The 21,895-nt window shown below is 34.9% G+C and carries 16 protein-coding genes, 2 pseudogenes and 1 CRISPR repeat array; of the genes and pseudogenes, 13 read left to right on the top strand and 5 right to left on the bottom strand.

Annotated features, from left to right (window positions below; genetic code table 11):
* Positions 1–96, top strand: a pseudogene (locus GA0061080_RS12430) (IS5/IS1182 family transposase); the annotation flags it as partial.
* 307 nt (positions 97–403) lie between these two features.
* Here GA0061080_RS12430 and GA0061080_RS09000 read toward each other — a convergent pair.
* Positions 404–667, bottom strand: a complete 264-nt coding sequence (locus tag GA0061080_RS09000) for a SemiSWEET family transporter (protein WP_081300196.1) — start codon at positions 665–667, stop codon at positions 404–406.
* Between the two features lie 218 nt (positions 668–885).
* Between GA0061080_RS09000 and GA0061080_RS08995 the strand changes: the two genes are divergently transcribed.
* Entirely contained in the window at positions 886–1,269 is a 384-nt protein-coding gene (locus GA0061080_RS08995; protein ID WP_091124402.1) for a DUF5362 family protein, read from the top strand.
* An 82-nt stretch (positions 1,270–1,351) separates the two neighbouring features.
* Here GA0061080_RS08995 and bamE read toward each other — a convergent pair whose 3' ends face one another.
* A complete protein-coding gene (gene bamE, locus GA0061080_RS08990; protein ID WP_091124396.1) occupies positions 1,352–1,768 on the bottom strand; it encodes an outer membrane protein assembly factor BamE in 417 nt (138 codons plus the stop codon).
* Positions 1,769–1,980: 212 nt separating this feature from the next.
* On the opposite strand from bamE, the gene bamJ reads away from it, so the two are divergent.
* On the top strand, positions 1,981–2,592 hold the full coding sequence (bamJ, locus tag GA0061080_RS08985; RefSeq protein WP_091124392.1) for a BamJ family beta-barrel-assembly machinery protein: 612 nt from the start codon (positions 1,981–1,983) through the stop codon (positions 2,590–2,592).
* A gap of 41 nt (positions 2,593–2,633) precedes the next feature.
* Here bamJ and GA0061080_RS08980 read toward each other — a convergent pair whose 3' ends face one another.
* Positions 2,634–3,830: an MFS transporter gene (locus GA0061080_RS08980; RefSeq protein WP_091124389.1), complete on the bottom strand. Its 1,197-nt coding sequence runs from the start codon at positions 3,828–3,830 to the stop codon at positions 2,634–2,636.
* A gap of 135 nt (positions 3,831–3,965) precedes the next feature.
* Between GA0061080_RS08980 and dapB the strand changes: the two genes are divergently transcribed.
* The 10 genes from dapB to GA0061080_RS08930 all read left to right on the top strand — a co-directional run bounded on the left by dapB (position 3,966) and on the right by GA0061080_RS08930 (position 20,810).
* The gene (gene dapB, locus GA0061080_RS08975; RefSeq protein WP_091124385.1) at positions 3,966–4,787 is read left to right on the top strand and encodes a 4-hydroxy-tetrahydrodipicolinate reductase; all 822 of its coding nucleotides are present in this window, start codon (positions 3,966–3,968) and stop codon (positions 4,785–4,787) included.
* A gap of 7 nt (positions 4,788–4,794) precedes the next feature.
* Positions 4,795–5,292, top strand: coding sequence for a tRNA adenosine(34) deaminase TadA (tadA, locus tag GA0061080_RS08970; protein WP_091124382.1), 498 nt, complete (start codon positions 4,795–4,797; stop codon positions 5,290–5,292).
* Positions 5,293–5,421: 129 nt separating this feature from the next.
* Positions 5,422–5,961: a hypoxanthine phosphoribosyltransferase gene (hpt, locus tag GA0061080_RS08965; protein ID WP_091124379.1), complete on the top strand. Its 540-nt coding sequence runs from the start codon at positions 5,422–5,424 to the stop codon at positions 5,959–5,961.
* A 56-nt stretch (positions 5,962–6,017) separates the two neighbouring features.
* A complete protein-coding gene (gene tamA, locus GA0061080_RS08960) occupies positions 6,018–7,694 on the top strand; it encodes an autotransporter assembly complex protein TamA (RefSeq protein WP_091124375.1) in 1,677 nt (558 codons plus the stop codon).
* Position 7,695: 1 nt separating this feature from the next.
* On the top strand, positions 7,696–11,508 hold the full coding sequence (gene tamB / locus GA0061080_RS08955) for an autotransporter assembly complex protein TamB (RefSeq protein ID WP_091124372.1): 3,813 nt from the start codon (positions 7,696–7,698) through the stop codon (positions 11,506–11,508).
* Between the two features lie 152 nt (positions 11,509–11,660).
* Positions 11,661–12,469: direct repeats of the CRISPR family, unit length 28 nt; unit sequence TTTCTAAACTACCTACACGGCAGTGAAC.
* Positions 12,470–12,830: 361 nt separating this feature from the next.
* Positions 12,831–14,396: a type I restriction-modification system subunit M gene (locus GA0061080_RS08950; protein ID WP_209435793.1), complete on the top strand. Its 1,566-nt coding sequence runs from the start codon at positions 12,831–12,833 to the stop codon at positions 14,394–14,396.
* A complete protein-coding gene (gene rhuM, locus GA0061080_RS08945; protein ID WP_091124368.1) occupies positions 14,393–15,397 on the top strand; it encodes a RhuM family protein in 1,005 nt (334 codons plus the stop codon). Before GA0061080_RS08950 ends, rhuM begins: the two co-directional genes overlap by 4 nt.
* Entirely contained in the window at positions 15,394–16,578 is a 1,185-nt protein-coding gene (locus tag GA0061080_RS08940) for a restriction endonuclease subunit S (protein WP_209435792.1), read from the top strand. The genes rhuM and GA0061080_RS08940 overlap by 4 nt, the downstream gene beginning before the upstream one ends.
* 17 nt (positions 16,579–16,595) lie before the next feature.
* Complete coding sequence (locus tag GA0061080_RS08935; RefSeq protein ID WP_091124365.1) at positions 16,596–17,696, top strand: AAA family ATPase; 1,101 nt, start codon at positions 16,596–16,598, stop codon at positions 17,694–17,696.
* A 12-nt stretch (positions 17,697–17,708) separates the two neighbouring features.
* On the top strand, positions 17,709–20,810 hold the full coding sequence (locus GA0061080_RS08930) for a type I restriction endonuclease subunit R (protein WP_091124362.1): 3,102 nt from the start codon (positions 17,709–17,711) through the stop codon (positions 20,808–20,810).
* A gap of 122 nt (positions 20,811–20,932) precedes the next feature.
* Here GA0061080_RS08930 and GA0061080_RS08925 read toward each other — a convergent pair.
* Both GA0061080_RS08925 and yejK read right to left on the bottom strand, forming a co-directional pair.
* Positions 20,933–21,157: pseudogene (locus GA0061080_RS08925) on the bottom strand (deoxyribonuclease IV); the annotation flags it as partial.
* A gap of 42 nt (positions 21,158–21,199) precedes the next feature.
* Positions 21,200–21,895: nucleoid-associated protein YejK (gene yejK / locus GA0061080_RS08920; protein ID WP_141683124.1), on the bottom strand; the 696-nt coding region annotated here is incomplete at its 5' end.

Raw genomic sequence — 21,895 nt, 5'->3', positions numbered from 1 at the left:
CGTTCAATATCAACTAGATACGATAAGTTAGAAAGGAATTATGCCAGTATGGTATCACTGGCATTTATGTTAATGTGGCTGCCAATGTATTGTTGAGTGATTTATGTACAGTAAAGATCAACAGCCCCTAATAATTCAATCATTTTGTTGGATACAATTAAAACAACCTAATTAACTTGATTTATTCACTATACAATTTGATAAGTATTTAACAAACCTGTTGATAACTATATAATACATTAATTATTAATGATTTTTTGTTAAGATTAAATAATAAACGATTTATTTTGAAATTTTAATTTAACCTCAAAAAGTAAGTTTATTAATTCTCTATCACCTTTTATTACTATTAATAAAATAAAAAATCAAGCTGATTGATTAAAACTAAATCAGTTAACATCAATTAAAGAGCAGTAAAAAAAGCAATTAAACCAAAAAATACACCTGGTGAATTAGCAATTGCAATTGGCCAATCTTTCTTTTCTCTCAATAAGCCATAACAAACCCAAAGTGTACAGTTTATAGATGCGGCTAACGGTTGAGTAGGATTGGATTTAAAACCGTGTAAATTATCGATAATTTGTGGAATATAAGAAACATACATCCCTAACGATGCTATTGTAGCGATAATTCCTAAAATCCGAAAAGCTTTTGGTGAAAGATGCAAAATTGCCTCCTATTATCGTTTATTTAAAATTATCTTATACTAAAATAATACAAATAATTAACTAAATTTGATTTTTCATCACTTTGTAAATGATTGTAATATTGACCAATTAGCCAAAACTCAATTTACTTCAAAAAACTCGACATTAATTAAAAAACTATTATCCTATTGTTGCTTTTTGGCAAATTCAAATAGAACAACAATATAAGGGGTAAAAAATGGATATAAATAAAACAAATACAATTTCTTTTCAAACTAATGAATTATTGATAAAACATATGCGTTTTATTGCTACTATGCAACAAGTTTTTGGCGTTATTTTTATAATTATCGGTGCTTTTTCCTGTCTAGGTATAATCACTGCTATTATTGGTATTCCACAAATTATTGCTGGGGTAAAACTTTTTAAATCAGGAGGAGCATTTAGCTTAGCTGCAACGCTTAAAAAAGAAAACGATATTATTGATGCTATTGAAAATCTATATAGTTACTGGAAATATTTTCTAATTACATTTATCGCATCAATTCTGTTTTTCATTGTATACATGATAATTGTTATTACTATTATTGCTTCATATTCATATAGTAACGGTTATTATTAATAACTATCGTTATAATTTAATATTTTTTACATATAAAATAAAAAGCCTCGTTAATAAACGAGGCTTTTTATCTATATTTCGATCAAGATTCAGGAACATCATCTTCGGATTTAGTATCAATTGGATCTGATATACCTTGTTTATTCATCTCTTCTAAAGATTTTGAACCAGCCAGCTCTGAAGTTTTGATATCCTTAACAATACCCATTTCATCAAAATAGACAGCGTAAGTTCTTTGGCTAACAGCGCCATGCTGCGGTTGTTGACGGAAAACATAATACCAAACATTATCACCAAGAACAGAAGTTAACATTGGCGAGCCCATAATAAACACAACTTGTTCTTTGCTTTGCCCTACTTGCAATAACTCAATAGCATCTGGTGTTACATAATTACCTTGATTGATATCAGGCCTATATACCCAGCGATCAATAACAGAACAACCTGTTAATAAAACACTCGTTACAACTGCAAGTGCGGAAAATTTACGAAACAGCATCTACACTTAATCCATTCTTTAAAATTCAATGACCTGTATTATCGCTGATCTTTTAATTAAGTGCTAGCCAAATTAATAAATTCTTTCGAAGTTATGTAATGAAATAGTAATAACATTTGATAATATAAATTATTACTTGACTTTTACTTATGTATCTCCAAACTAATCACCTTATTAATAAACCTTACCAATCAACTATCCAAAGGTAAAAAATGAAGTTAGAAACTATAGATCAAAAAGCAAGCTATGCAATCGGCTTACAAATTGGACAGCAATTAAAAGAATCTGGGTTGAACAATTTAGAACTAAATGCGTTAAAATTAGCAATGGAAGACGTATTATCGGGTAATCAACCTGCTCTGCCACTACAAGAATTACATGAAGCATTACGCCATGTACATGAACAAGCGACCAAAGAAAAGGCCAAACAAGCAGAAAAAATTGCTCAAGCAGGTAAAGATTTTCTAGCAGAAAACATCAAAAAAGATGGCATTAAATCAACTGAATCTGGTTTACAGTATGAAATCATCAAACAAGGAGATGGCGATTTACCGAAAGCAACTGATCGAGTGCAAGTTCATTATACAGGTCAATTGATTGATGGCACTGTATTTGATAGCTCTGTAGAACGTGGTCAACCTGCTGAGTTTCCTGTTAATGGCGTAATTCAAGGCTGGGTTGAAGCGCTACAACTGATGCCTGAAGGTTCAAAATGGCGTTTATATATTCCTCAAGAATTAGCCTATGGTGCTCAAGGTGCTGGCGCATCAATTCCGCCTTATAGCGCACTGATTTTTGATGTTGAATTATTAAAAGTTTTATAAGCAAGAGTGGACGCTACTTGGCGTCCATTTGTTTTGAACTATTATCGTTTAGGAAGATGATAAGCACTAAATGCCGCCAGTAACAATAAAATACTCGCCGTACCAAACGCAACTAAATGAGTGTGTAAATGGTCATAAGCCCATCCACCTAACCATGAACCAATCATCGCACCAATTTGATGTCCCAAATAGGTTAATCCAGAAAGTAGTCCCACAATTTTTACACCATAAATATCTGCGGTAATGGCTCCAGACATCGACAAAGCACCAGCCCAAACCAAACCACCCACTGCTGCAATAGTAAAAAGCTGCCATTTAGTTGATGCTAAAACAAGAGCAATAAAACCTAAACCTCGTATTAAATAGACCATCATTAAAATGTTTTTTCGTTGCACTATATCAGATAAATAACCCAAAACTAAGGTACTAAAAATAGCCACTAAACCAATCAAACCAATACCATTAGAACTAATGATAGGGTCAAATCCATGATCGGTAAGCATTGGAACTCCATGTGTTCCTAATAAATTCATACTGAAGCCACAGGTAAAAAGCCCAAAACTCAGTTGCCAAAATGGACGTGTTTTTAACACATCTATAAGTTTGATACTAGGCTCTATTTTTTGATTGATAACAGGCTCTATACTATAGACTTCGATTTCAGATTGATTATCTTTCATAATAAACAAAGCAATAGGCAAAGCGATAATCATAAAAATCACAGCAAATGAAATTAGCATTGTTTGCCATCCATAAATAGGAATGAAGAAAGCAAAAACAGGTAACATCACTGCAATACCTGCCATACTTCCTGTTGATAAAATAAATAAAGCCAATCCTCTACGCTTGATAAACCAACGTGCCACAATGGGCGTAAAACTGACAGAACCAACAAAGGAAGTACCAAAAGATAACGCAACACCAAAAGATAGAAAAAAGTTCCAATAATCAGTTGAGTTAGCTGACCAAACAGTAGAAATAATAATAATGATGGAACCAAATATTAGGACAAAACGAGTGCCATATTTACCAACTAAATATCCCGCTATTGGCATAGCAATTCCAGAGAAAAGCATACCTATAGCAATGATTCCAGAAAGTACGCTACGACTAAAATTCAGATCATTTGCAATGGGCAGAAAAAAAACCCCCATACTCATTCTTAATCCACTAGAAAGTAAAGTTAGAAAGGAGGCCGCAATAACAATATTCCAACCAAAATACCACGGAGATCGCATAATAAACTCCTGATTATTTTTTATAGAAAACAGTTCAAAAATTCTAGCATTTAAGTTTAGTCGATGTGTATAAGTTATTTATTTTCCGCTATAATATTTATTTATCTACATTCACTAAAAGTTAAGGAAAGTTATATGTCAACAAACATGATTCGTATCGCAATTGCTGGCGCTGGTGGCAAAATGGGACGACAACTGATCCAAGCTGTTTCACAAATCGAAGGGGTTACCTTAGGCGCAGCATTTGAACGAGCAGGTTCATCACTAATTGGTAGTGATGCCGGTGAACTTGCTGGGATCGGTATTTGTGGCATTAAAGTCACCGATAATCTAGAACAAGCTAAGAACCAATTTGACGTATTAATTGATTTTACTAGACCTGAAGGCACCCTTGCACACTTAGCTTTTTGTGTTGAAAATAAAAAAATGATAATCATTGGCACAACTGGTTTTGATGAGGCTGGCAAACAAGCTATTGCTGATGCAGCTAAAAACATTGCCATTATCTTTGCCGCAAACTTCAGTGTCGGTGTTAACTTAGTGCTAAAATTATTGGAAAAAGCTACCAAAATTATGGGCGGTTATACTGATATCGAAATTATTGAAGCACATCACCGTCACAAGGTTGATGCGCCATCTGGTACAGCATTAGCCATGGGTGAAGCCATTGCAGATGCACTTGATTGCAACTTAAAAGATCGTGCAGTTTACTGTCGTGAAGGTCATACAGGGGAAAGACCACAAGGCGCTATCGGCTTTGCCACTATCCGAGCTGGTGACATAGTAGGAGAACATACTGCTATCTTTGCCGATATTGGCGAGCGTGTTGAAATTAGTCATAAAGCATCTAGTCGTATGACATTCGCTAATGGCGCTGTTCGAGCAGCATTATGGCTTGCAAAACAACCCGTTGGGTTATACGATATGCGTGATGTCCTAAATCTCAATAATTTGTAATTCCAAAATGTCAGATGAAATCTGGATGCGCCGTGCACTAATGCTTGCTAAACATGCTGAAGTTATTGGCGAAATTCCTGTCGGGGCGGTGATTGTTGATGAAAATAATCAAATTATTGGTGAAGGTTTTAATCAACCCATCAGCACGCATAATCCCACTGCGCATGCTGAAATGATGGCTATCGAACAAGCAGGTAAATATTTGAATAACTATCGTTTGATTAATACTACCCTGTATACCACTCTTGAACCTTGTATTATGTGTGCTGGCGCCATTATTCATAGCCGTATTAAACGTGTAGTATATGGTGCAAGTGATTATAAAACTGGCGCAGCAGGCTCATTTATCAATATTCTTGCTCAGCAAGGCATCAACCATTATGCAGAAATTAAAAGTGGAGTGCTAGCTAACGAATGTAGCACTATTTTAAGTGATTTTTTTAAAAAACGGCGTTTACAAAAAAAAGTGACTAAAAATTGTTGTCAAAAAGTTTCAGGTAACTAGGTGTTTGAGTATAAAATACAAAAATCTGTTCCCAGGTTAGTTTAATAAAAATAGGTTCGCTTATTCTTTTTATATAGGAAAATTGTTAGAATCTAATTTAATTTTTAAAAGTTAATTTGAGCATTATTAATGAAAAAACACACATTAGAAATGATGATATCAGCTGATGATATCCAAAAACGTGTAATTGAACTAGGTCAACAAATAAGTCAAGACTATAAAGATAGCCAAAATGAACTTATTTTAGTTGGACTTTTACGTGGCTCTTTTATTTTTATGGCTGATTTGAGCCGAGCAATTGCTGTTGGGCACGAAGTTGATTTTATGACAGCATCAAGCTATGGCAATGCTGTTATTAGTAACCGTGATGTTAAAATTTTAAAAGACTTAGATGAAGATATCCGTGATAAAGATGTATTAATAATCGAAGATATTATAGATACAGGTAACACTCTTAGCAAAGTCATGGCTATTTTAAAATTGCGCCATCCACGCAGTATTGAAATTTGTACGCTGTTAGACAAACCCTCTCGCCGTGAAGTAAACGTTCCAGTTAAATATATCGGATTTTCAATTCCTGATGAATTTGTTGTGGGTTATGGTATTGACTATGCTCAGCACTACCGCCACTTACCTTTTATAGGTCATGTAACTTTACTTGAATCTTAATATTATACGAGGTGTATGTGTCTCGATTCTCCTATTCATTAGGTTTACTTTTAGTTATGACAGCTACGTCAAGTTATGCTGACATGAAGTTATCCATTAAGGGATTAAAAGGCGATCTTGCAGATAATGTTGAGGCACGTACTTCATTAATTACACCTGACAAAGTTAGTGATACTCCAAATTTTAAACGTTATTTTGAAAGCGAAGCAATAAAAGCATTACACGCATTAGGTTACTACTCTCCTAGCTTTGAATATAACGCACAAAACCCGAAAGTTCTTGTTGTTAACGTTTCTCCTGGCGAACCTGTATTAGTTGAGCAGCTTAATGTTAATATTACTGGTGATGGGCAACAAGATCATGATTTTCAATATTTACTTAAAAACAACTTACCAAAAATTGGCGATGTGTTAAATCATGGTATTTATGAATCATTTAAGAAAAGCCTGCAAAATTTATCACTAAAAAAAGGTTACTTTGATGCCAATATGCCTAAACATCAATTAGCTGTTTCAATGTCTGAAAATAAAGCATTTTGGAATATTGATTACACTACAGGTAAACGTTATCGTCTAGGAAAAGTGACTTTTCATAATGCTAAAATTCGGGATGATTATTTAGCTAATATTGTGCCATTTAAAGAAGGTGAAGAATATACTGCCGAACAGTTATCGTTGTTAAATAGACGCCTTACCTCAACAAGTTGGTTTAATTCTGTAGTGGTTGTGCCTGATTTTCCTCATCTAACCGAAGATAGAGTTCTTCCCATTGATGTAGAAACCTCACCCCGAAAAAAAAATAATATGGACTTAGGGTTGGGCTTTTCAACAGATAACGGCGTGCATGGTAAGATTGGTTGGAATAAACCTTGGATCAATAGTCGAGGGCAAAGTTTTCAAAGTAACTTATCACTATCTTCGCCAGAACAATTGGTGACCATGAGTTACAAAATCCCTTTAAAAAAATCCCCTATTGAGCAATATTATACTATTCAAGGTGGTTATAAAAAGATAGATAATAATGATACCTATTCACGTTCTCATACTTTTGGAATATTGCGCAACTGGGATAATTTTTATGGCTGGCAAACCGCTTTAGGTTTCAATATATTACGCGATGACTTTACCCAAGGTGATGCAAGCTTTAAAACATTTTTATATTATCCTTCAATTACCTTATCTAGAGTCCGTTCTGATGGTAGTTTATTAGCAATGTGGGGAGATTCACAACGTTACTCTATTGAAGCTGCTGCAAATTCATTAGGCTCAGATATCAATTTAATTCGCTTTCAAGCACAACAAACTTGGATTCGCTCTATAAAAAAATCGCATCGATTTATAGCTCGTGGTAATTTTGGCATTATACAAGCAAGCAATTTTGATCGAGTTCCACCGTCATTTCGATTTTTTGCTGGTGGTGAGCGTAGTATTCGAGGTTATAGTTATCAATCTATTTCACCTAAGGATAAAAAAGGTAAATTAAAAGGCGCCTCTAAACTCATCACAGGTTCACTTGAATATCAATATAATTTATCTGGTTCATGGTGGGGAGCTGCATTTGTTGATACAGGTGAAGCGATAGACAAAGTTGATAGAAGCAAATTTTATACTGGAACAGGGGTTGGTATTCGTTGGGCTTCGCCTGTTGGACCAATAAAAATGGATTTAGCAACACCACTTAACAAAGATACAGGCTCTATTCACCTATACATTGGCTTAGGAAGCGAATTATAATATGGATAAAAATTCAGCTAAAATTAAAAAAGTAAAAAAATTAAAGCGGATACGTAAATGGAAAAAGCGAAGCATAGCCATTTTATCTGTTATCACCTTTCTAATTGTTTTTGTTATTTTGTTTATATACACCAGTCTTGGTGTAAAACTAACCACCTATGTTTTAAATAAATTTGTACCTGAGTTAAAAATAACTCAAGTTGAAGGCACCTTTCATGATTTGCATATACAAGGACTTTCACTTGAATTACCAGGTGTTAATGTTCAAGTTAATGATGCTTCATTTTCACTCGCAGGAATTTGTTTATTAAGGACTGAAGTCTGCGTCAATCAATTCAATGCCAATGGTGTCAATGTTTCAATTAATACTAAAGAAATCGAAAGTTCACCAAGTGAAACTACTATTGATACTACCGCAGAACAACATTTTGTTCTCAAAACTCCATTACCTATAGAGCTTAACAGCACACACCTTACTAATGTAAAAGTCACTGTTGATGATATGCAATTTGGAATGTCTGAATTCACTGGTAAAGCCACATGGGTTAATAATCAGATTTATGTTTATCCTGCTGTTGCCACAGAATTAAGTGCTATTTTTACAGACAATAAGGCAGTAGATGTACCAGTAAAAACAACCGATACAGATATTGCACTTAATGAAAAAATAACTCAACTTTTTAATCAACCACTGATTGAATCATTGCCTCAAGTTAATATTCCATTAGATATTAATGTAACTAATTTAAGAGGAACAAACTGGCTATTACATATGGGGGGGCAAGATTACCTATTTGATAACGTTGCAATTCAAACCAATATTGTTAATAGCCGTATTATTATAAAACAATTAGATACAGACGCTATAACTCCCTATGCTAGCGGACATGCTTCACTTTCAGGCGAAATCACATTACACGATGACTGGCCTGTATTAGCTTTAATAAAAGCAAATACCGAACAAAATCGACTTGATGCACAATTTTCTGGAAAACTGCTTGGAGAGCTGTTAACCAATGCAACCCTTGATGGCTCAAATCAAATGAAAATAAGTGGGCACATCAATTTTATAGAAAAATACTTACCTATCATGACCCAACTTGAAGGTAAGCACATTCAATGGCCAATTGAAGGGCAAGCACAGTATCAGTTAAATGATTTTGCCGCATCAATAAATGGTAATGTAAAGCAGTTTCAAATGTCAGCAAAAGGCAATATAAAAGGAAACGAACTGGCCAATACTGTTTTTGATATTGCCGGAACAGGTACCAATCAAGATGCAATCATTGACCATGCTATCATTAAGTTACCTCAAGGTGAGGTTAACATAGCAGGAAAAGCCAATTGGCAACAAGCACTACAATGGGATACTAGCATAAAACTCAATAATGTTGATATCACCAAAGAACTACCAAATTATCCAATTCGATTAAATGGTCAATTGAAAACAACTGGATCATTAGAAGGCAATAAGTGGGAGTTAAAATTATCTGATTTACAATTAAAAGGTAATATTAATCATGCAGATATTTTAGCCTTTGGTAGCGTGTTTATTAATTCTGAAAATAAAACCACTGCTAATGATTTTGCGATCAAGTGGGGAAAAAATCAGATTAATTTAAATGGCTCAATTGAAAAAGGCAACCTACTGGCTAAGCTAAATCTTGAATCATTATCGTTATTAGTTGACGGTATGGAAGGATCGGTTGTGGGTAATATTAAACTCAATGGTTCAGCTAACAATACCATTATCGATACCAATTTATCGATTAATTCGCTCTCTTTTAATGCAATCAAAGTAGCTAAAGCCAACCTTACAGGAAAAGTTGAATACAAAGAACAAACCAGTGGCAACATCAAACTTACAGGGCAATCAATAGAACTGCCAAGCCAAACCATTAAAAATGCCAATATCGAACTATCTGGTAACGAGAGTCACCATACACTAACGATGAAAATCAATGGCGATCCAGCATCATTAACCACGTCATTAATAGGAAAACTAGATAAAGCTCGCACAAAATGGAGTGGAACAATGCCACATGCCCTACTCAATTTAGGCAAGAATAATAATTGGCAACTCGTTAAATCGTTGGATTTATCTTATGATATCAACAATCAAATACCCACTATTAATGCTCACTGCTGGGTAAATGATAATTCAAGTATATGTCTTGATAAGCAATTAGTAATTGCTAAAAATACTGATACCAGCATTACGCTCAAAAAAATCAATCTATCAAAATTGCCAATGCTAAATAATGGTGAAACCAAACTGGCTGGTAATGTTAATGGTAAAATAAACATTCAATTTAATAATGACAATACAATACCATCAATAAAAGCCAATATAACAAGTAATGATGTTTATATTCAACAAATGGTTACCTCGCAGGCGCTATCACTACCGTTCAAACTATTCAAAATTGATGCTGAGTTTAATCAGCAGCAAACTAAATTAGATTGGAATTTTGACTTAAATAAGCTCGGCAAAATTAACGGTAATATTGCTATTATAGCTCCAACTGAACAAAAAAAATTAACTGGCCAGTTAAAGATAGATCAATTAGCATTATCAATAATTAATCCATTATTAGACAGCAAAGATTATGCTAAAGGGGCGATTAATGGAATGGTCAAATTTTCAGGATCACTAAATGACCCACTGTTAACTGGTAACATAAACCTAAAACATAGCGAAATACAATCAAACCAATTACCGATTGATATTAAATCCGCTAAAGTTGATATCAATTTCAATGGTAAATCATCCACATTAAAAGGTGTCTTAACCACACACGCTGGCAATGTTAATATTAACGGTGATGCCAACTGGAATACCTTTGATAAATGGCAAGCCTCATTAACTGTTAATGGCGCTGCAATGGAAGTGTCCGTTCCACCAATGATTGTTATGACTGTTGTTCCTGATATAAAAATCAATGCAACACAAGATGAATTAACGTTACTAGGAAAAGTAAGTATTCCCAAAGGGAAAATAACGGTTGAATCACTGCCGACTTCAAGTGTTGATCTATCACCTGACGAAGTTATGCTCGACGCTAATCGGAAAGAGATAAAACCTCAAGAATTTGGCATGAAAATCAATGGCCATGTTGAAATTGATATCGGTGATAAAGTGACTGTCGATTCATTTGGTTTAAAAGCGTCCCTGAAAGGTAATTTAACCGCGACACAAACCAATAAAGGCCTTGATCTGCATGGCGAAGTATTAATTCCCAAAGGGCGATTTTATGCCTATGGACAAGATTTAATTATTCGCAAAGGCGTCATTACCTTTTCAGGAGCAACTGATCAAGCCATGCTGGATATTGAAGCAATTCGCAATCCAGAAGCAATGGAAAACAATAATATCACGGCAGGAATCCGTGTTACAGGATCATCACAATCCCCTAAAGTTGAAGTGTTTTCAGATCCTGCCATGCCACAACAAGAAGCTCTATCCTACTTAATTCGAGGTCAAGGAATTGATAATGCTGAACAAAGTGATAGTGATATGATGACAGCACTACTAGTTGGTATTGGCACAGCAAAAACAGGCAAATATATTGGCGATATCGGTAATGTATTTGGCATCAAAAATCTAACACTTGATACGCAAGGCGCAGGTAACAACTCCAAAGTAGTAGTTAGTGGCTATATATTGCCTAACTTACAACTAAAATATGGCGTAGGTATTTTTGATTCACTAGCGACGTTTACTTTGCGTTATAGACTAATGCCCAACCTTTATTTGGATGCGACATCAAGCTTAGCGCAAACATTAGATATTATTTATCAATTTGATTTTTAATATTACGGCAAAAATCCCTGGTATTTTTCACAGTAATTTAAAAAATTACAGTAATAAACATAAAAAACAAAATTAACGCCCGATAGGGCGCTTATCTGTTATAGGTAAGTACTGTCTAATATTTTAATAAGGAGCGTACTACGATTTTTTTCTTTCTAAACTGCCTACACGGCAGTGAACATAGTAATGGCGTAGAAGTAAAAAATATTGATTTTCTAAACTGCCTACACGGCAGTGAACAAACTTGATCAATACTTCGAAACGCGTAGTCATTTCTAAACTGCCTACACGGCAGTGAACCAGATTAAAACAATTCGCCAAAGCATTGCGGGTTTCTAAACTGCCTACACGGCAGTGAACATGATTGCATCGGTGGCGTTGATTTTAACACTTTTCTAAACTGCCTACACGGCAGTGAACGGTTAGGGTATAACGTATTATTTTGCAATTACTTTTCTAAACTACCTACACGGCAGTGAACCCAGAATTAAAGCATCCGTGCTTGCTTGGAATTTTCTAAACTACCTACACGGCAGTGAACTACAAGAGGTAGAAAATATCAAAGATTAATTATTTCTAAACTACCTACACGGCAGTGAACCTTCATCCATTTTTAAATCCATTATCTCTTGATTTCTAAACTACCTACACGGCAGTGAACTTAATTTATATCTTAAAAAATATCATGCGAACTTTCTAAACTACCTACACGGCAGTGAACGATATTGAAGAAGATTCGTTTAAAAAGTCTAATTTCTAAACTACCTACACGGCAGTGAACGCAATCAATCTATCACCTCGCATTGTACCAGTTTTCTAAACTACCTACACGGCAGTGAACGTGGATACATCAACCGCATACATTGAGCAAATTTTCTAAACTACCTACACGGCAGTGAACAATTTTCTTCTAGCATTAACTGTTTTACTCCATTTCTAAACTACCTACACGGCAGTGAACTAGAAGCTAATATACTATCAATATAGTATGTAAAAAGGCAAATAGGTATTTAGGTTTTAAAAACCCTTTTTTGAGAGATGATTTTAATTTGTTGATTTTATTTACTTTTAAAATATAGTAAAAAAAAGGGTTTTTATTTTTAGGTTTTGTTACTTTGTTATTTGCTAAGATTTCTCTAGCTTAAAACTCAAAATACCCATTGGCTGAGTTTTTAATAAACGCCCCAGATGGAAAAATAACAACAAATCAGCTATGCTATAGCACCTATAACAGGTAGCTATAAAATGGCTAATATAAAAGTAAAAATCAGTGACTTTCTAAATAGGCTGCATCGATTTTTTATTTAGGAATTTTGAAAAATATGACATCTAATAACGCTAAATCAATTACCGAAACGCAACAACGCGATCAACTACAACGACAAATTTGGAAAATTGCCGACGAAGTCCGTGGTGCTGTTGATGGTTGGGATTTTAAACAATATGTACTTGGTTCTTTGTTTTATCGCTTTATTAGTGAGAACTTTGCCAATTATATTGAAGGTGGTGATGAGAGTATCGACTACAGCACATTATCCGACGATGTCATTACCGATGAAGTTAAAAAAGACGCAATAAAAACCAAAGGCTATTTTATTTATCCTAGCCAATTATTTTGTAAAATGGTAGCTCAGGCCAATACCAATCCCAGTTTAAATACTGACTTGGCAAATATTTTTAATGCGATTGAAACCTCAGCGATTGGTTATTCTTCAGAGAGCGATATTAAAGGGTTATTTGCCGATTTTGATACCACCAGTAACCGGTTAGGTAATACGGTTGCCGATAAAAACAAACGGTTAGCTGCGGTACTTAATGGTGTGGCCGAGCTTGATTTTGGTGATTTTGCAGACAATAAAATCGATCTGTTTGGCGATGCTTATGAGTATTTGATTTCTAATTATGCCTCGAATGCTGGTAAATCAGGTGGTGAATTTTTTACGCCGCCGAATGTGTCCAAGCTGATCTCACAACTCGCCTTACATAATCAAAAAAAGGTCAATAAGATCTATGATCCAGCAGCAGGATCAGGCTCTTTATTGTTACAAGCGAAAAAACAGTTTGACGAACATATTATTGAGGATGGGTTCTTCGGTCAAGAGATTAATCATACCACCTATAACCTTGCTCGAATGAATATGTTTTTACACAATATCAACTATGATAAATTTGAAATTGCTTTAGGGGACACGCTACTTAATCCAAAATTTGGCGACGAAAAGCTATTTGATGCAATCGTTTCTAATCCACCCTATTCAATTAAATGGATTGGCAGTGATGATCCAACCTTAATTAATGATGACCGATACGCACCTGCCGGTGTGCTAGCCCCCAAATCGAAAGCCGATTTTGCCTTTATTATGCATGCATTAAGTTACCTGTCCGATCGCGGTCGCGCGGCAATTGTTACCTTTCCGGGGATATTTTATCGTGGCGGTGCGGAACAAAAAATCCGTAAATATTTAATCGACAATCATTATATTGAAACGGTAATCTCGCTCGCACCCAACTTATTTTATGGCACCTCGATTGCGGTTAATATTCTGGTGCTTGCTAAAAATAAAACCGTCAAAACCACACAATTTATTGATGCTAGCAAACTGTTTAAGAAAGAGACCAATAATAATGTCCTCACTGATGAACATATTCAACAGATTATGCAAGTATTTGCTAGCAAACAAGATATCGAATATTTTGCCAAATCGGTTGATAATCAAACCATTGCCGACAATGATTATAATTTAGCGGTCAGTTCGTATGTGGAAGCCGAAGATACCCGTGAAGTGATTGATATCAAACAGCTTAATGCCAACATTGCCGAAACGGTAAAAAAAATAAACACACTTCGTGCTGATATAGATGAAATAATTAAAGAGATTGAAGCATGAGTAATGATCATATCCTTATTTACCAGGATAATAACCAACCAATTCGCGTTGAGGCACGATTTGAAAACGAAAATATTGGGTTAACTCAACGCCAAATGGTTGAGCTTTTTCAAACTGCGAAATCTACACTAAGCGAGCATATTAAAAATATTTATGCAAAGGGTGAATTACTTCTTGAAGCAACGATTCGGAAAATCCGAACAGTTCAAGAAGAAAGCTGTCGGAATGTCACTAGAGAGTTAGAATATTACAATCTGGACATGATTATTTCGCTGGGTTATCGAATTAACTCGAAAATAGCTGCCCAATTTCGCACTTGGGCAACAAGCATCCTTAAAGAATACCTGAAAAAAGGGTTTGTGTTAAATGACGACCGTTTAAAAAAATTAGGTGGTAACAGCTATTGGAAAGCACTTCTTGACCGTATCGGAGATATTCGTTCTAGTGAAAAAGTAATGCATCGCCAAGTGTTGGATTTATATGCCACAGCGATTGATTATGAACCCAATACCAAAGCTAACGCCGATTTTTTCAAAATAGTACAAAATAAATTACACTATGCAGCACACGGCAATACCGCTAGTGAAATTATACATTTTAGAGTTGACAGTAATAAACCTTTTGCAGGATTAACTCACTTGAAAGGAAGCGGCCCGACACAAGCAGAAGCAAGGGTAGCCCAAAACTATTTAACTGAACAAGAATTACGAGCACTCAATAATCTGGTTCCAGCCTATTTTGATTTAGCGGAACTGAATGCCATGGAAGAACCTAAAATGCGGATGGTTGACTGTGTACGAGAATTAGATAATATTCTTTCATCTACAAAGCGCCAGTTAATCGATAATCCGGCTTCAATTTCTTATCATCAAGCAGAAAACAAAGCCAAATTAGAATATAAAAAATTTAAAGCCCAAACGCTAGCCCCAGTGGAAGTTCCATATCTTAAGACTATAAATGCATTAGAGAAAAAAGCGAAACAGGAAAGCCGCAAAAAATGAATGATAGACTAAATATGCAAAATAGCATCGCGAAATTATTTGATAATGTTATAGTTGAGTGGAAGGCTTTGGGGGAAGTGGCTAATTTCGTAAATGGAAAAGGACATGAAAAAAATATAGTCCCAGACGGCGAATATGTAATTGTAAATTCTAAATTTATATCAACCGATGGAAAAGTAGCAAAATTTACAAATAAACAAATTTGTCCTCTTTTTATTGATGATATTTTAATCGTTATGAGTGACTTACCAAATGGTAAAGCTCTTGCAAAAACTTTTATCGTAAATGAAAACAATAAATATTCACTTAATCAAAGAATTGGTGGAATATCAGTAAAAGATAAAAAGAAATTATTTCCAAAATTTCTATTTTTTATTTTAAATCGTACAACTCAATTAACTAAATATGATAACAAAACAGATCAAACAAATTTACGTAAAGATCAAATATTAAATGTTTTAATCCCCATCCCCCCTCTACACATTCAAACTGAAATAGTTCGTATTTTAGACACTTTTACTGAGCTCACCGCAGAGCTTACGGCAGAGCTCACCGCAAGGGAAAAACAATACAATTATTATCGGGATAAATTGTTAACCTTTAAAGAGAATGAGGTTGAGTGGAAGGCTTTAGGGGAAATTCTTCATCGAACCAAAGGCACAAAAATCACTGCATCTAAAATGAAAGAAATTCATAAAAATAATGCACCATTAAAGATTTTTGCTGGTGGAAAAACATTTGCTTTAGTCAATTTTGACGATATACCCGAAAAAGATATTAATCGAGAACCGTCTATTATTGTAAAATCTCGCGGTATCATTGAATTTGAATATTACGATAAACCATTTTCACATAAAAATGAAATGTGGTCATACCATTCTAAAGATGGGAATATTAATATCAAATATGTTTACTATTTTTTAAAAACTAAAGAGTTACATTTTCAAAACATTGGCAGCAAAATGCAAATGCCACAGATTGCGACACCTGATACGGATAAATTTATTATACCAATTCCATCGGTCAGTATTCAAAACAGTATTGTCGAAATATTAGACAAATTCGATGCACTCACCAACTCAATCACCGAGGGGTTACCGCGTGAGATTGCCTTACGTCAAAAACAATATGAGTATTATCGGAATTTATTATTAGACTTTCCCAAAGTGCAAGAATCATAAGGTAGAGTTATAAAAAGATGAATAGCCCATTAAGGAATATTGCTGAAAAGCTGGATAAAAACAATAAAAAAACCCAATTAATCTATGCCTTTAACGGCACTGGTAAAACGCGTTTATCTCAAACCTTTAAAAATTTAATTATTTCGCAACGCAAAGGCAATCAAGAGGATCATGCAGCCTTAACAAGGCATAAAATCCTTTATTATAACGCTTTTACTGAGGATTTATTTGTTTGGGATAATGATAAACACCAAGAGGGTGAACATCAATTAATCATACAACCGAACTCATTTACGGACTGGATTTTGAAAGACCAAGGACAAGACCAAAATATTGTTCGTTACTTTCAATCCTATACCCATCAAAGATTACTGCCACATTTCAATGAGGATTTTTCTGCTATTAGTTTTTCGCTAGCAGGCGATAATGATCAGCGTATTGATAATATTAAAATCTCTAAAGGCGAGGAAAACAATTTAATTTGGAGTCTTTTTTTTACACTGATTAACTTAGTTATTGCAGAGCGCAATATTACTGACAAAAGCGAACGATCGACTAATGAATTTGACCATTTACGCTATATTTTTATTGATGATCCCGTCAGTTCATTGGACGAAAATCACCTTATCCAATTGGCGGTAGATATTGCCCAATTAATCACATCCTGTGAATCTGACATTAAATTTATTATTACGACCCATAACCCGCTGTTTTATAATGTGCTTTATAATGAATTAACTTCAAAAGATAGTTATATTTTAAGACGATTTGAGGACGGCAAATTTGCATTAGAAGAGAAAAAAGGCGATTCAAACCGTAGTTTTTCCTATCATCTTTATTTAAAACAGTTGCTGCAAGAAGCGGTTAAGGAAAATAAAATTGAAAAATATCATTTTACCCTATTACGTAACTTATATGAAAAAACCGCCAGTTTTTTAGGCTATCCGCAATGGTCAGACTTATTGCCTGGCGATAAAAAACTTTACTTAACACGGATTATCAATTTTACCAGCCATTCAACCTTATCTAATGAAATGGTTTCCGAACCTTCTGAACCTGAAAAGCAAACTGTTGCATTTTTGCTTAATCATTTACTCGAAAATTATAATTTTAAATAGTTGGAATAGAATATGACGACTTATACAAAACCAATTGCCGAAACCAATAGCTACATTATTTTAGATAACTACAACAAACTTGAAGAGACAGCAGCTGTTTATCAGACTGAAACGGATTTAGAAAATGAATTTATTCATGATTTAGCTCGACAAGGTTATGAATACTTACCGAATTTAAATACACATGAAAAGTTATTAGCCAATATTCGTGAGCAGTTGCAAACACTAAACAAAATGCAATTTACGGATGATGAATGGCAACGTTTTGTATTAGAGTATTTGGATAAACCCAATGAATCGATGATCGATAAAAGTCGCAAAATCCACCACGATCATATTTACGATTTTGTTTTTGATGATGGTCATATTCAAAATATTTATCTACTTGATAAAAAAACACTTAAAAATAATAAATTACAAGTTATTCACCAATTTCAACAAACCGGCAGCTATGCCAATCGCTACGATGTTACCATTTTAGTGAATGGCTTGCCCCTTGTGCAAGTTGAACTAAAAAAACGAGGTATTGCCATTCGTGAAGCCTTTAATCAAGTGCATCGCTACAGTAAAGAGAGTTTTAATCAAGACAATTCGTTATTTAAATACTTGCAAATGTTTGTTATCTCAAATGGTACCGACACGCGCTATTTTGCCAATACCACCAAGCGTGATAAAAACAGCTTCGACTTTACCATGAATTGGGCCAATGTTAAAAACGAGCCGATTAAAGACTTAAAAGACTTTACTACCACGTTTTTTGCCAGTCGTACTTTGTTGAGTGTACTTATCACCTACTCGGTTTTGGATATCAATGATACCTTATTAATTATGCGCCCTTACCAAATTGCCGCCACTGAGCGTATATTATGGAAAATCATTAGCGCTTATCATGCCAAAAGGTGGAGTAGCTTACAAAGTGGTGGATTTATTTGGCACACAACAGGTTCCGGCAAAACACTGACCAGCTTTAAAGCGGCACGGTTAGCCACCGAACTGGAATTTATCGATAAAGTCTTTTTTGTGGTGGATCGTAAAGATCTGGATTATCAAACCATGAAAGAGTATCAAAAATTCTCAAAAGACAGTGTCAATGGCTCAAACAGCACCGCTGGGCTGAAGCGCAATATTGAAAAAACCGATAATAAAATTATTGTTACCACCATTCAAAAACTGAATAATTTGATTAAAAGCGAAGATGACTTAGCAATCTATGATAAACACGTTGTATTTATTTTTGACGAAGCACACCGCTCCCAGTTTGGCGAAGCTCAAAAAAACTTAAAGCGTAAATTTAAAAAATATTACCAATTTGGTTTTACTGGTACGCCGATTATGTATACTAACGCAATCGGAACGCAAACCACAGCGGATGTTTTTGGTCGTGAACTGCACGCTTATGTGTTAACCGATGCAATTCGTGACGAAAAGGTACTAAAATTTAAAGTTGACTATAATGATGTGCGTCCTAATTTTAAATCGATAGAGCAAGAACAAAATCTCGAAAAACTCAGCGCTGCTGAAAATAAAAAAGCACTGCTCCACCCAAACCGTATTGAGCAAATCACACAATATATTCTGAATAATTTTAAACAAAAAACCCACCGCTTAATGGCCAACGGTAAAGGGTTCAATGCCATGTTTGCAGTAAGTAGTGTCGATGCGGCTAAGCTCTATTATGAATCATTCAAAAAATTACAAAAAAATGCCAATCAGCCATTAAAAATAGCCACCATATTTTCTTATTCTGCTAATGAAGAACAAGATGCACAGGGTAATTTTGGCGATGAAAGTTTTGAAACCGATGCCTTAAATCAAAGTGCTAAAGAGTTTTTAGCGATGGCTATTGATGACTATAATCAGGAATTTAAATCAAACTATGATGTCAGCAGTGATCAATTTCAAAACTATTATCGCGATTTATCTTTAAAAGTAAAAAATCAAGAAATTGATTTATTAATTGTGGTGGGCATGTTTTTAACTGGCTTTGATGCGCCAACGCTTAATACTTTATTTGTTGATAAAAACCTGCGGTATCATGGGTTAATTCAAGCTTTTTCACGCACCAATCGTATCTATAATGCCACCAAAACCTTTGGTAATATTGTGGCGTTTCGTGATTTAGAACAAGCCACCATTGATGCAATAAAAACATTTGGTAAAAGTAATACTCGTGAAGTGGTGTTAGAAAAAAGCTTTAAGGAATACATGGAAGGGTTTACTGAACAAAGCTCAGGTCAGTTCCATCAGGGCTATCTAGCCATCGTTGCCGAGTTACAAGAAAAGTTCCCACGCCCTGATGAAATTATCAAAGAAAAAGATAAAAAAGCGTTTGTTAAATTATTTGGTGAGTACTTGCGTGCTGATAACATCTTGCAAAATTATGATGAATTTGTTGCATTAAAAGATTTCCAACAATTAGATATGACCGATGAGCAAGCGGTTTTAGCGTTTAAAAACAAGCATTATGTGACTGATGAAGATCTGCAAAAAATGCAAGCCGTTAAACTACCGACTGACCGCACAATTCAAAATTATCGTTCAACTTATAATGATATTCGTGATTGGCTACGCCGAGAAAAAGAAGCCAATCAACAAGATCAGCAAAGATTTGACTGGGATGATGTAGTTTTCGAAATTGATCTATTAAAATCGCAAGAGATCAATCTGGATTATATTCTTGAGCTCATTTATGAACAAAATAAGCAAGAAAAAACCAAACAGGACATTGTCGAAGATGCTAAGCGATTAATTCGATCAAGCTTAGAAAATCGAGCTAAAGAAGAGCTAGTTGTCGAATTTATAAAACAAACCGATCTTGACGCTATTCCGGATAAAGCCTCGATTATTGATGCGTTTTTCTTATATGCTCAGCAAGAATTGCAGATAGAACTAAATAGCTTAATTGAAGAAGAAAATCTAAACGAAGCATCCGCAAAACGCTATATCGCCTCATCGTTAAAACGAGAATATGCAACCGAAAACGGCACTGAGTTGAACGAGATTTTGCCGAAAATGAGCCCACTCAATCCCCAATATTTAATTAAAAAGAACCGAGTCTTTGAAAAAATCGCCGCACTGGTTGAAAAGTTTAAAGGGGTTGGTGGTGAAATTTAATTGTTAACAGTTAAATTCGCTAATAATTAAAGGAAGATGAATGTTCGATTTCTTATTCATCTTCCTAATAATTCATCATTCAAACTTACTTTGAGTGATTTTGTATACAAAATCTTGCATTAATTAATAAGGTAACTATCGTGTGGCAAAATTTGTTTACTGGTAAAGCCATATTTTTCGCAGCGTTTTTTAAAGCTGTCGATGGTAGCTGTTTCAAGCGGTTTGGCGTGCCATTGTCGTTGATTTTTAGTAAATAGCGCAAATGCGGTTGCGCCAATTTGATAGGCATTTATCGGAGCGTTATCTACCCCACCTGCTGCACTTACATGTGCACCAATGTATTTCATTTTTTGTCCTAATAACGTTGTTAGTTTATGATTAGCGGATAATTAGTTCAAGCCGCTATTGCGTTGTAGCTGATCACGCAAATTAGGCGGTACACCTTTAATAACCAGTGAGTCAGTCTGTGGATCCCATTTTATACGTTCACCTAACAAATTTGAATCGAAGCTTAAGGTTAATCCGCCACCGCTGCCTGAGAATTTTTTAAGTTGGCGCAATGCACTACGATCAACGGGGAAAGTGTCTTCTAAGTCGTATTCGCTGTTTTTAATAAATTCGATAAAGTTGTTATCGTCACTTATTGGTAGTTCGTTGGCTAGGTTTTTTAGTTCTATTTCTTCACCAGCTTGTAGTTGTGCTTGACAGTAATTGTAGACGCTTTCACGTGCGTTGGTTTTGTCTTGTTTGTCAAATTGCATTTCTTGGCAGTAATCATCTACCGCTTTAACCAGTGTTTTGTTTTGTGCTTTCGCATCTAATCCTTCATTAGCACCTAGGTAGTCCATAAAAAAGTCAGATACTTTTCGCCCTACTCGTCCTTTTAAAAAGGTTAAATATCGTTTTGAGTCGGCTTGGGTTTCCCATTCGGTCATGTCTATACGGGCAATAATGTCGGCATGGTCAATGTCTAGATATTGCGTTTCGCTAATATCTAGGTCTTCATTAACTAACATACTTAAACAACTATTTAACACCGCAATAATTAAGTATTCAACCGCCAAATAACGATATTGGCAAAACAC

This window comes from Gilliamella intestini, from assembly GCF_900094935.1.
Classification (GTDB): domain Bacteria; phylum Pseudomonadota; class Gammaproteobacteria; order Enterobacterales; family Orbaceae; genus Gilliamella; species Gilliamella intestini.
Note: the sequence above shows the minus strand (reverse complement) of the source record. Positions and strands in the feature narration are given on the sequence as shown.